This window comes from Amycolatopsis sp. cmx-11-51, from assembly GCF_047608665.1.
GTDB lineage: Bacteria > Actinomycetota > Actinomycetes > Mycobacteriales > Pseudonocardiaceae > Amycolatopsis.
This window is the reverse complement of sequence record NZ_JADNQO010000011.1, coordinates 139,417-151,719: the sequence shown is the minus strand read 5'-3', so window position 1 is coordinate 151,719 and position 12,303 is coordinate 139,417. Positions and strand designations below refer to the sequence as shown.

Below are 12,303 nucleotides of genomic sequence, written 5' to 3'. Positions count from 1 at the left end.
GGGTCGTGCGGTCGCGGCGGCCGGAGTTCCTGGCTTCCCCTCTTTGTGGCTGGGAGGGGTGACAGTGGCGGGACCGCCCCGGAGTCCCACCGGGTTCCTCCACTTGCCGACGCGTGGGTTCCCGCTCACTCTCCGGTGCGGTTCGGCGGGAGTCAAGGTGATGTGTCCGGCAGGGGTGTTTCCGCTGGTGGAGGGGTTCGCCGGAAGTGGTGGTTCGGTCTGGTGGGCCGGGCGCGGCGTTTCGGGTTCCGGTGGGCTCACGGCTGCCGACTCACCGTCCCGAATCTTCCCCGAGGTTCCAGGTGGCGTGACCTCCGTTGTGCAAGCTCCGTGGCGGTGGCGCCCGTGCGCTCCGTCAGCCGTCGATATCGCCCATGACCTTCCGGAGTTAGTGTTGTCCGTTGACGTACAAGTCTTCACGCCACGAGACTCGATCTTCGCCAGGTACTGGCCCAACCCGGCGGTCGCCACCCTTGTCACCTGCACTGAAAAGTGATTCGGCCAGGTGTGCGCGGTTACCGCATTTAGTCGACTAATTGCGACACGCAGCTGCCCACCCCGATAACGAGATCATCGCCATTGGTCGGCGAGGTGGCGGGTCGGCCGGGCCTGGCGCAGGTGGAGGTCCCTTACCTTCCCCAACGCGGCTTTCCCTGACGCGGTCCCAGATTCTGTCGTGGGTCACCCGCACCAGATCCGCCGTCACGCCGTGTTCGCTCAGCATCCGAGCCGCGCCACCTCCGGCCGACAACAGTCCGGCGATCAGCTCGACAACGCCGAGTGAGCCAGACCGCAAGACCTCGAAAGCCTCACCGTCGACCGAGAAACCCTCGACGGTCTCAGTGGCCGGTGCCGAATTCGCCGCGACCGCTTTCTCCAGCTGCCACACGAGGACGTCGCGAGGAATCTCCAGCGAGACGAAGATGAAGTACCCGAAGCTCTCATCCAGGACGGCGAGCAGAAGCTCCTCGCCCCGATCCCATCCCGCCCCAGCCGCACGGCATGCGCGTGCGCCCGCTCCGGCAGACTCACGCCGACCGCTCCGAGGAATCGCCGATGCGCGGGAAGGGGGCGGTGGAGAAGATGATCTCCACCGCCACCTCGAAGAACCCCGCGATCCGCAACGCGAGGTAGAGGCTCGGGCTGTACTCGCCGCGTTCGAGGTAGCCGATGGTCTGGTAGTGCACGCCCAGCGCATCGGCGAGCTCGCGGCGGGAGATGCCCCGTTCCGCCCGTAGCATCGCGATCCGGTTGTAAACGACCTCGCTCATGAGCTAGCCAATTCGCTGCATCGCCTTTTCCCGTCGTGCCGCCACCGAGGACCCGGACTCCCGCCGCGCCATGCGCCGCAGGACGATCGGGGCCAGTGCCAATCCGATCACGGTCCACGCGGTCAGCACGCCGAGGGTCTCCCACGGCCGCCAAGACTGCCCGATCTCGATCATCACCGTCGAGTCCGGCAGCAGCGCCGACCGCATGCCGAGGCCGAGCCAGTACATCGGGAACACCTGCGCGATGCCCTGCAACCATTCCGGCAGCGCGGTGATGGGGTAGAAGATCCCGGAGATCGCGCCAAGGCCGAGGGTGGGCAGCATGACCAGGCCGATGCTGCGCGCGTTCTTGGTCAGCGAGCCGAAGATCGCGCCGATCGGCATGGTGGCGAGCAGGCCGAGCACCAGCACCCACAGCAGGCCCAGCCACGACGTCAGCCCGCCGGGCGCGATGCCGTCGAACAGGACCAGGCTGGGGATCAGGACCAGCACGATTCCGATGACCGTGCTGAAGGACACCGTGACGACCTTGCCGATGAGATAGCCGACCATCCCGTTCGGGGTCGCCTTGGCGCGCAGGAGGGTGCCGTCCTCGCGTTCGACGGCGAGGATGCCGGCCATCCCGAGCATGCCGCTGAACACGATCGACGCGCCCAGCACGCTCGGCACGGTGGCGGCGCCGAGCGAGAACTCCGTTCCCGGCAGTTTCGCGTTGCGCATGAAGAACATGGCGATCACGAACATCGCCGGGAAGAGGAAGGTGTTGAACAGGTCTTCGCTGTTGGTCATCATCTGGCGGGCTTCGAGCCAGCCCCGTCGGATGCCCAGCCGGACGCTGTGCTGCACCGGGTTCATCACACACCCACCTCCGAGCGGGGAGCTTCGGCCTTGCGGACCAGGGTCATGTAGGTGTCCTCCAGTGACGCCCGGCGGACCTCCAGGTCGCCGACGGCGTCCCCGTGCTGCTTGAACAGTTCGTGCACGTACTTCGTCGATTCCGTGGTCGAGTGCACGAACCGCTGACCGTCCAGCGTCCAGCGCACCTCGGCCTCGCCGGCGATCTGCCTGCTCAGCGCGTCGGCGGAACCGTCGGCGACGATCCGGCCGTGGTTCAGGACCAGGATCCGGTCGGCCAGCTTCTCGGCTTCGTCGAGGTCGTGCGTGGTCAGCAGGATCGTCGTGTCTTCGTCATCGGTCAGCCGGTGCACGAGTTCGTGGAATTCGCGCCGGGCCTCCGGATCCAGTCCGGCGGTCGGTTCGTCGAGGAACAGCAGTTCCGGACGGCCGACGATGCCGATCGCGACATCCAGCCTGCGCCGCTGCCCGCCCGAGAGCATCCGGACCTTCTTGTCCGCGTGCTCGGTCAGCCCGACCGCTGCGACCAGTTCGTCCGGATCCCACGGCCGCTTGATGCGGTCGGTGGAGTACGGCGCGTAGTAGCCGCCGAGGTGCTCCAGCAGTTCCCGAACCCGCCATTTCGCGTGGTCACGCCAAGCCTGGAGGACGACCCCCAGCCGCGCCCTCCAGTTCTCGTCCGCGCGTGCCGGGTCGACGCCCAGCACGCTGACCTCGCCCTCCGACCGCATCCGGAAGCCTTCGAGGATCTCGATCGTCGTGGTCTTGCCCGCCCCGTTCGGCCCCAGCAGGCAGATCACCTCGCCGCGGTGCGCGGTGAAGTCCACGCCGTGGAGGACGTCGTTCGTCCCGTACCGCATCCGAAGATCTTTGACGGAGATCATCAGCTCTTGTGGATCTCTCATTGGTCACCCCCATCTCAGTGCTGCGACTGAATGTAGCACACCTACTACATATGATCTGAGAGATACTCTTGCTCGGGGTGGCCATCTACAGTGAGCGCATGTCCACGAGCACGCGTGTCCGAGCCGACGCGTGCCCCGGCGTTTTCGCCACGCACGACGCCGCCGACGGTCCGCTCGCCCGGATCCGGCTGCCCGGCGGAGCCATCACGAAAGAGCAGCTCACGGTCCTCGCGGACGCCGCCGACGACCTCGGCGACGGCGCTCTCCACCTGACCTCCCGTGGCAACGTCCAGCTGCGCGGCGTCACCCGTCCGGGTCTCGCGAGCAGACTCTCCGCGGCCGGGCTCCTGCCCTCGCCGTCGCACGAACGCGTCCGCAACATCCTCGCCTCGCCCCTGAGTGGCACCGCCCAAGAACTCGCCCCGGCACTCGACAAGGCCCTGTGTGCCGTCCCTGAGCTGGCCGAACTTCCCGGACGCTTCCTCTTCGCCCTCGACGGCGGTCGCGGCGACGTCTCTGGGGAGGGCGCCGATGTCTGCTGGCGTGACGGCGCGTTGCTGCTCGACGGCGCAGACACCGGCCTGCGCGTCGCCGTGGAGAACGCCGTCGAGGCATTGATCGCGGTCGCGCGCGCCTTCGTCCGGATCAGGGAAACCGCCTGGCGGGTCGGTGAACTCCACGACCCAGAACCACTTCTTCATGGCATACCGGGCGAAACCGAAGAACCCCGGATCTTCGACACGAACCCTGGCCTGCCCATCGGGCCTATCGGTGACGCCTTCGGGGTCGCGCCGGTCTTCGGCCGCCTGGCCGCCGAACAGGCGCGCGCGATCGCGAAGGCCGGGAACGCCGTGGTGACGCCGTGGCGCTCGATCCTCGTCTTCGGCACGTTGGACGACGACGCCGGCCTGATCACCGATCCGGCCGCGCCGTCGCTCGGGATCAGTGCCTGCATCGGGCGTCCGGGCTGCGCGAAGTCGCTCGCCGACGTCCGGGCCGACGCGGCGCGGGTCGGCCAGACCCCGAGGGTCCATTTCGCCGGTTGTGCGCGGCGGTGCGGAAAGCCCGCGCGTGAGCACGTCGACGTGCTCGCGGCGGAGGACGGTTATCTGGTCGACGGGGCATGGGTCCCGGTCGGCGACCTGGCCAGGACGTTGGCGCGGAAGGGCAGTGCCGAATTGAAGGGACAGCAGTGATCGACTACATCCGGGACGGGGCCGAGATCTACCGGCATTCGTTCGCCACCATCCGCGAGGAGGCGGATCTCGCGATCCTGCCCAACGACGTCGCGGTGCTGGCCGTGCGGATGATCCACGCGTGCGGGATGGTCGACCTGGTCGACGACCTCCGCTACAGCCTGGACGTGGTGGAGTCCGGCCGCGCGGCCCTCGAAGCGGGTGCGCCGATCTTCTGCGACGCGAACATGATCGCATCCGGCGTGACCCGCAAACGTTTGCCTTCGGCCAACGAGGTGCTGTGCACGTTGTCCGACCCGAAGGTGCCGGGGCTGGCCGAGCGGATGGGCACCACTCGCTCCGCGGCGGCGCTGGAGCTGTGGCGCGACAAGCTGCCCGGCTCCGTGGTGGCGATCGGCAACGCGCCCACCGCGTTGTTCCGCCTGCTGGAACTGCTCGACGAGGGCGTCGGTGCCCCGGCGGCGATCATCGGCGTCCCGGTGGGCTTCGTGGGCGCCGCCGAGTCCAAAGTGGAGCTCGTGGAGCGTGCTCCCGCGCCGTACCTGGTGGTGCACGGACGCCGCGGCGGCAGCGCGATGGCCGTCGCCGCGATCAACGCGATGGCGAGTGAGGTCGAATGAGCGGGCTCGGAAAACTCTGGGGCGTCGGGCTCGGACCCGGTGACCCGGAACTGATGACGGTCAAGGCCGCGCGGCTGATCGGCGAGGCCGACGTCATCGCCTATCACAGCGCGCGGCACGGCCGGAGCATCGCGCGTTCGGTCGCCGAGCCGTACCTGCGGGACGGCCGGATCGAGGAGAAGCTGGTCTACCCGGTCACCACCGAGACCACCGACCACCCCGGCGGCTACGAAGGCGCCATCGCCGATTTCTACGAACTGAGCGCGAAACGGCTTGCCGAACACCTCGACGCCGGACGTGACGTGGTCGTCCTCTGTGAAGGCGACCCGTTCTTCTACGGCTCCTACATGTACATGCACGAACGGCTCGCCGACCGCTACGAGGCGACCGTGGTTCCCGGCGTGACGTCGGTCAGCGCGGCGTCGTCGGTGCTCGGCCGTCCGCTGGTGCAGCGCGACGAGGTCCTCACCATCCTGCCCGGCACGCTGCCCGCGCCGGAACTCGCGCGACGCCTCGCCGACACGCAGGCCGCGGCGGTGCTCAAGCTCGGCCGCACGTTCGGCAACGTCCGCGAGGCACTGGCCGAAGCCGGGAAACTGGACGACGCCGTGTACGTCGAACGGGCGACCTGGCCGACGCAGCGCGTCGAGCCGCTCGCCGGCGTCGACCCGGACTCGGTGCCGTACTTCTCGCTGGCGCTGCTGCCCAGCCCGGCCTACGCGTCGCGTCTCGCGGGGGAGCAGGAGACGGCGAAGCCCGCTGAAACCCACACCGGTGGCGAAGTCGTGGTCGTCGGCCTCGGCCCGGCTGGCCCGGACTGGCTGACCCCTGAAGCGACCGAGGAACTGGCCGCGGCGGAGCACATCGTCGGCTACGGCCCGTACGTCGCGCGGGTGCCGCAGCGTGCGGGCCAACAGCGGCACGCGTCGGGTAACCGGGTCGAGGCGGACCGCGCCGTCGAGGCGCTCGAGTTGGCCGCGAACGGCGCCAAGGTCGCGGTGGTGTCCTCGGGCGACCCAGGTGTGTTCGCGATGGCGTCGGCCGTGCTGGAGCAGGCCGCCGCCGGACACGGCACGGGGACGCGGGTCCGGATCGTGCCGGGGGTGACCGCCGCGCAGGCGGCCGCGTCCCGGGTCGGCGCCCCACTGGGGCACGACTACTGCGTGCTCTCACTGTCCGACCGGCTCAAGCCGTGGGAGATCATCGAGAAGCGGCTCGACGCCGCGGGTGCCGCGGATCTCGTGCTCGCGCTGTACAACCCGGCGTCGCGCACGCGGACCACGCAGCTCGCACAGGCCCGCGACGTCCTGCTCCGGCATCGCGCGCCGGAGACGCCGGTGGTCGTCGCCCGCGACGTCGGCGGCCCGGAGGAGGACATCCGCGTCGTCACCCTCGGCACGCTGGATCCGGCGAGCGTGGACATGCGCTGCCTGCTGATCGTGGGCTCGTCGAAGACTCGCGCCGAGAACGGCATCGTCTGGACACCGCGCAGCTACGAGTGACGGCCCAGCCCCGCGTTGCGCGCCTGCCGGACCGTCCGGTTGCGAGACGTCGGCGAACTGGCCTCGAGTGGCTCTGGGCGATGGACGACTCCCGGGCCAGGACCGGTGCCGGGAAGAGTGGAAGAGGTACTTTCCGGGGCTCGAAAACTTGCCACCGGATGGATGAGCGACTCTCTCCGTAATAAACATATAGCGCATAGGGGGACTTGCCGCAAGACCCCGGTCATGCTTCAAACTCACTCGCCGTAGCCGAAACCTGGCGAAATGGGAGTCTGTGTCAACTCAGGGTCATGAAGAAGAGCTGCTGTCCGAGCGCGAGTACGTCGCCGGGCTCTACGCGCGCCTGGACGCCGAGCGAGCGCGGGTGAAGGGCGAGCACCAGGTAGCGCTGGGGGGAACCGGCGGGACGGCCATGGAACGCGACGTCGAGGTGCGGGCGCTGGCCAGGGAGTCGCGGCGGCTGGAAGTCGTGGACAACGGACTGTGCTTCGGCAGGCTGGACAGCGTCGCGGGGGAGACCTTCCACATCGGCCGCATCGGGCTCTTCGACGAGAAGAACGACTACGAGCCGGTGCTGCTCGACTGGCGGGCACCGGCGGCGCGCCCGTTCTACACCGCGACCGGTGCGACACCGGAAAAGATGCGCCGTCGCCGTCAGTTCCGCACGCGCGGGCGCGAGGTGCTCGGGTTCACCGACGAGGTGTTCGGCCGTCCCGGCGGTGACGCGGAGGGTGACGCGGCGCTGCTCGCGGCCGTCAACGCGCCGCGCGGCGAGGGCATGCGCGACATCGTCGCGACGATCCAGGCCGAACAGGACGAGATCATCCGGCACGAGCACCCCGGTGTGCTGGTGATCGAGGGCGGGCCGGGTACCGGGAAGACCGTGGTGGCGCTGCACCGCGTCGCGTACCTGCTCTACACCCAGCGCGAGCGGATGGAACGGCACGGCGTGCTCGTGGTCGGGCCGAATCCGGCGTTCCTGCACCACATCGGACGGGTTCTGCCGTCGCTGGGCGAGACCGACGTGGTGTTCATGACCACCGGCGACTTCGTCCCCGGCAAACACGTCACCGCCGAGGACGGTCCGGAGGCGGCGCGGCTCAAGGGCTCGCTGAAAATGCTGGACGTCCTGGCCGCGGCCGTCGCCGATCGGCAGTCGCTGCCGGAGGAGCCGCTGCCGATCGACCTGTCCGACGTCACCGTCCGGATCGACGCCGAAACCGCGGACTGGGCAAGGGAGGAGGCGCGCAAGAGCGGGTTGCCGCACAACGAAGCGCGCGCGGTGTTCACCGACATCGTCACCTACGTCCTGACCGAGCGGGCGATCGCGCGGATCGGCCGCGGCTGGCTGAGCCGGGACGACCGTGACGAATGGGAGCGGCTGCGCAAGGACCTGCTCAAGGAGCTGGCGGAGAGCGAGACGTTCACCGCCGCGCTCGACGCGCTCTGGCCGATCCTGACGCCGGAAAGCCTGCTGGGGTCGCTCTTTTCGTCGTCGGAACGGCTTCGTGCGGCGGGCGCCGACCAGGCGCTGCTGCGTGCCGACGGTGCGGCATGGACGGTGTCGGACACGCCGCTGCTCGACGAACTCGTCGACCTCCTCGGCCGGGACACGGCGGCGGAGAAGGCGGCCGAGGCAGCCGTCGAGCGGGCGAAGAAGGCCGAGGCCGAGTACGCCGAAGGTGTGCTGGACACGATGAAGCTGGACCGCGAGGAGATGGACGAGGACGTCCTGCTGTCCGCCGAAAACCTGCTCTTCGCCGACGAACTCGCCGATCGCTTCGTCGAGCACGACACGCGCGGCCTCGTCGAACGCGCTTCCGCGGACCGGGACTGGACGTACCGGCACGTCGTGGTCGACGAGGCGCAGGAACTGTCCGAAATGGACTGGCGGGTGCTGATGCGCCGTTGCCCCAACCGGTCCTTCACCGTCGTCGGCGACCTCGCGCAACGCCGGTCCGAGGCCGGGGCACGGTCGTGGGGCTCGATGCTGGAGCCGTACGTGCCGGGCCGGTGGGTCTACCGGTCCCTGACGGTGAACTACCGCACCCCGGCGGAGATCATGGCCGTCGCCGCCGCTGTGCTCGCCGATTTCGCACCCGAGGTCCGGGCACCGGATTCGGTCCGCTCAAGCGGTGTCCTGCCGTGGGCTCGGCCGGTCACCGACGACTCGCTGGCCGGCGCCATCGAGGAGTTCGTCAAGGACGAAGCCGGCCGTAAAGGCACCAGCGTCGTGATCGGACCGCCCGGGGTACCGGGCACCGTGCCCGCCTCGGAGACAAAGGGCCTCGAGTTCGACGCCGTCCTCGTCGTGGACCCGGTGCGGATCCTCGCCGACGGGCCGCGGGGTGCGGCCGAGCTCTACGTCGCGCTCACTCGCGCGACCCAGCGGCTCGGGGTCCTGCACGACGGTCCGCTGCCGCCGGCGTTGGCCGTGCTGGCTGTCCGGTGAGCGATGGGTTTCGTGAGGGGTAGGGACGGTTCTATCAAGGGGTGTGTGGAAATAGGGACGTTGAGTGTCCCTATTTCCACCCACCCCCCCCGGGCAGCGTGACCGGTCACCGGCACGCGTGAGCCGACGGACGACACGCGTGATGGGATGGACGACACTCGTGTCCAGACGGACGACTCGCCGCGCAGCCTGGCCGCACGTGTGTCGTCCATCTGGTCACGTGACATCGCCACTGGCTGAAGGGGCCCATCACCGCGTCTCATGCGGTGATGGGCCCCTTCGCTGCGTCTTACGCGGGGAAAGTCCCCTTCAGCTCCGAGCCCGTCAGCTCCGAGCCCTTCAGCTCCTAGCGCGTCGGGTCCTTGCCGTTCGGCTGCCGCGGTCCCGGACCCGGCGACCACCAGCCGGGCACGACCTTCTCACCGTGGATGATCGTCGGAGCGATCCCCTCGGTGAACGGTTCGACCTGCAGCAGCTGTCCCCACGACTGACTCGGCTGGCCGATCAGGTAACTGGGCACCTCGGGTTCGGCCGCGACCTCTTCGAGCCAGCCGATCGGGCCGCCGTTGGTACTGGACGCCCAGTTCGCCTCGTCGGCGACGGCGCCCGCGGTGATCCGGTACTCGGGCATCTTCGAGATGCCGTCGTGCGAGGTCACCGGCTGCACACACGGGTAGACGAACGACGCGGGCCAGTCGACGTACACCGGCTTGCCCGCGATCTTCTCGGTCAGCGTGGTGAACGTCGGGACGCGGGGTGCCGACGCGGCGATCCAGCCGTCCTCGGTGAGGTCGTTGTCGACGATGTTGATCCGCACGGACGTCGTCTCGGCCGGCAGGTCACGCAGGTTGATCCGGGTGTCGTTCCAGCCGTTGGTCCCCGCGCCCGGCGGAAGTACGAACTGGCTGCGAAGCACCTTCACGCCTTCGCCGGTGTTCAGGCCGTAGTCGAGGCTGACCGACGTCGGCCGCCGTGATGCTCCGGCGGTGGCGACCACGATCTGGCCGTCCGCGGGCTTTTCGGCGAGGGCGTACCAGTCGCCGCGCAGCCGCCCGGCCCGCGTTTCGGGGTCGAGGAAACTGCTCCACATCGGCACTTCGTCGGGTTTGAAGCCGTGCGGCGGTTCGGCCAGCGGGTCCTTGTCGTCGATCGCGCGGGTGTGGAACCCGGTCTGCACGCGGCCGTTGTCCTGCCCCGGATCGGGCAGCGGCGGGGTCGCCCCGGCGGGCGGCTCCTCCTTCTTCACCGGCACCGTCCGCTGTTCGGGCTGGGCCCGCAGGATGCTGGTCGCGGCGTCCCGTTCCACCATCACGTGGTCGGAGAGGTTGCAGCTCTTGCCGGACAGATGCCCGAAGTTCGCGGCGCCGAGACTGTAGGAACCGGCTTGGTTGTGGATCGCCCACGCCATGCTGACGAACTCGCCCGTCGCCATCAGGCCACAGACCACCGCCAGCGAGAGCGACCCGAGCCGCAGCGACCGGCCCCGGCCTTCCTGCGGCCCCGCGGGCAGCCCCGGCCGGTGCGCGCGGACGTTCTCCACGAACGCGTACACCCCGGAGATCGCGGCCGCGACCAGCAGGATCGTCGACAGCGGGATCCCGCCGATCGAAGGCGCCACCGCGGTCCACTGCACGCCCAGTTTCGACACGAACCAGAACGAGTTGGGTCCGGTCGCGGCCAGCGCGCCGACCACGAGCAGCCCGGCGAGGAACGCCGCCCGGTTACGCCTCGACCGCAGCACCGTCGAACTGGTCGCCAGCGCGGTCAGCGCCGCCATGGCCGCGCCGACCGCGGCGAACGCGCCGAAGTGGTGCGTCCACTTGGTCGGGGTCAGCGCGAGCAGCAGGAAGAACAGCGCGACCGTGCCGATCAGGCGACGGCTGGGGCCGAGCGCGGCACCGGGGATCCGGCCGCGGCGCAGCAGCACCACCAGGCAGGCCCCGGTGCACAGCAGGACGAGCAGCACGGGGAACCGCCGTGGCGCCGATCCGTCCGGCAGGCTCTCGAAGAGCAATTGGTAGCGCGCGAGTTCCTGGAACCACGACAGGTTCGGGCCGACCTGGGTGCGGATCCGGGTCGCCTCCTGCACGGTGGCGAAGGTCTGGTCGGCGAACACCACGACCAGCACCAGCAGCCCGGCGGCCAGCACCGGCGCGAGCACCGGCAGCCAGCCGTTCTCGGCGCGCTGGCGGACCAGTTTGAACAGCGGCCGGGCGGCGACCAGGAACGGCGCGACCGCGATCAGCCCGGTCGGCGTCGCGGCCAGGGTGAACCCGGCCGCGGTGAGACCGAGGGCCAGCGGCAGCAGGCGACGGGTCACCAGCGCGCGCTCCACGGCGCAGATCGCCAGCAGCGAGCCCAGCGCGGCGACCGGTTCCGGCCGGACGCCGTTGTTGAACGGCATCCACCAGACCAGGAAGACCGCGGCGGCGGCCCAGCCCGCCGCGCGGCTCGTCCGGACCTGGGTGCCGAGGCGCGGCATGACCTCGCGGCTGATCAGCAGCCAGCTCAGCACGCCGAGCAGGAACGACGGAAGCCGGATCCACGGCGGCACCGTGCTGACGTGCGCCATCAGCTGATACACGTGGTAAAACCAGCCGAACGGCGCTTCGGCGACGCCGAACCAGCGGTGGTAGTTGGTCAGGTAGCCGGTCTCTTCGGCCACTCTCGCCATCGTGAGGATGTAGCCGTCGTCGGAGGTGACCGGGCCGATGAAGACCCACGCGCCGAGCGCGACGGTCACCGTGGCGTCGCGGGCGGTCAGCCGCCACCAGCCGACCGGCGCCCAGCGCGGCGCGCGGCGGGCGAAACCGGAGTCCATCCGCCACACCGCGATCAGGCAGCCGATGAACGACAGCGCCGCGAGCACGCCGATGATCCACTTCAAGACCGTCGGCGACGTCTGGTAGCGGGTGTCCGGGACGACCGAGACGTGCACGCCGCCGATCGGGTCCTTGCCCGCATTGATCGACGAGTAGATCCCGACCAGCCGCGGCCGGACGTCACCCTCGGCGTGGAACACCACGGTCCCGGCGACGGTCAGCGTCATCTGGTTCGCGTCCGCCGACAGTTCGACGTCGCAGGTGCTCTCCGGCAGCGGCTGCTGCACGATCTGCTGACCTTGGCTGACGGCGAGCAGTACGCCGTTGTCGATGCGCAACTGCAGGCCGACGCCCTTGCCTGCCCGCGGGTCGGTGCGGCCGTCGGGCACGGTGGAGAACAGCAGTGCCTGGCCCTGCGAACGCGCGTCCAGCGAACGGACGGTCGGGCACGGCAGATCGACGCGCAGGTCCTGTGCCCAGTACCCGGTCAGGGGCGCGTTGACGGAGCGGGTGTCGCCGCCCGTTGGCCAGACGACCTCCGCTGTGTCCTGCACCACCGGCAGGAAGGGGAAAGCCAACGCGCACAAGGCGGACAGCAACCCCAGCGTGACAGCGATCAGACGCATCGGCGCAACGCTAACGGGTCTGATCCGAACGGCTTACGCAGGGCTGCCCTTCGT

Annotated in this window: 8 protein-coding genes and 1 riboswitch; of the genes, 4 read left to right on the top strand and 4 right to left on the bottom strand. The window is 69.6% G+C overall.

What is annotated here, in order from left to right; translation table 11 throughout:
* Positions 1-23: 23 nt before the first annotated feature.
* A riboswitch (cobalamin riboswitch) is annotated at positions 24-100 on the bottom strand.
* A 928-nt stretch (positions 101-1,028) separates the two neighbouring features.
* The 3 genes from ACM6LU_RS29785 to ACM6LU_RS29775 are packed head-to-tail and all read right to left on the bottom strand — an operon-like array spanning position 1,029 to position 3,031.
* Positions 1,029-1,271, bottom strand: a complete 243-nt coding sequence (locus tag ACM6LU_RS29785; protein WP_020634313.1) for a helix-turn-helix transcriptional regulator — start codon at positions 1,269-1,271, stop codon at positions 1,029-1,031.
* A gap of 3 nt (positions 1,272-1,274) precedes the next feature.
* On the bottom strand, positions 1,275-2,126 hold the full coding sequence (locus tag ACM6LU_RS29780; protein WP_414941117.1) for an ABC transporter permease: 852 nt from the start codon (positions 2,124-2,126) through the stop codon (positions 1,275-1,277).
* On the bottom strand, positions 2,126-3,031 hold the full coding sequence (locus ACM6LU_RS29775; RefSeq protein WP_414941116.1) for an ABC transporter ATP-binding protein: 906 nt from the start codon (positions 3,029-3,031) through the stop codon (positions 2,126-2,128). Before ACM6LU_RS29775 ends, ACM6LU_RS29780 begins: the two co-directional genes overlap by 1 nt.
* A gap of 98 nt (positions 3,032-3,129) precedes the next feature.
* Here ACM6LU_RS29775 and ACM6LU_RS29770 point away from each other — a divergent pair, with 98 nt between their 5' ends.
* The 4 genes from ACM6LU_RS29770 to helR all read left to right on the top strand — a co-directional run bounded on the left by ACM6LU_RS29770 (position 3,130) and on the right by helR (position 8,801).
* Positions 3,130-4,227 carry a precorrin-3B synthase gene (locus ACM6LU_RS29770; RefSeq protein WP_414941115.1) on the top strand — a complete coding sequence of 366 codons (1,098 nt, stop codon included), beginning with the start codon at positions 3,130-3,132 and terminating at the stop codon, positions 4,225-4,227.
* The gene (locus ACM6LU_RS29765) at positions 4,224-4,847 is read left to right on the top strand and encodes a precorrin-8X methylmutase (protein WP_414941114.1); all 624 of its coding nucleotides are present in this window, start codon (positions 4,224-4,226) and stop codon (positions 4,845-4,847) included. Before ACM6LU_RS29770 ends, ACM6LU_RS29765 begins: the two co-directional genes overlap by 4 nt.
* Positions 4,844-6,349 carry a precorrin-2 C(20)-methyltransferase gene (locus tag ACM6LU_RS29760; protein WP_414941113.1) on the top strand — a complete coding sequence of 502 codons (1,506 nt, stop codon included), beginning with the start codon at positions 4,844-4,846 and terminating at the stop codon, positions 6,347-6,349. The genes ACM6LU_RS29765 and ACM6LU_RS29760 overlap by 4 nt, the downstream gene beginning before the upstream one ends.
* Positions 6,350-6,623: 274 nt before the next feature.
* The gene (gene helR / locus ACM6LU_RS29755; protein ID WP_414941112.1) at positions 6,624-8,801 is read left to right on the top strand and encodes an RNA polymerase recycling motor ATPase HelR; all 2,178 of its coding nucleotides are present in this window, start codon (positions 6,624-6,626) and stop codon (positions 8,799-8,801) included.
* A 346-nt stretch (positions 8,802-9,147) separates the two neighbouring features.
* Here the strand turns inward: helR and ACM6LU_RS29750 are convergent, their stop codons facing one another.
* Entirely contained in the window at positions 9,148-12,249 is a 3,102-nt protein-coding gene (locus ACM6LU_RS29750) for an arabinosyltransferase domain-containing protein (RefSeq protein ID WP_414941111.1), read from the bottom strand.
* Positions 12,250-12,303 lie beyond the last annotated feature (54 nt).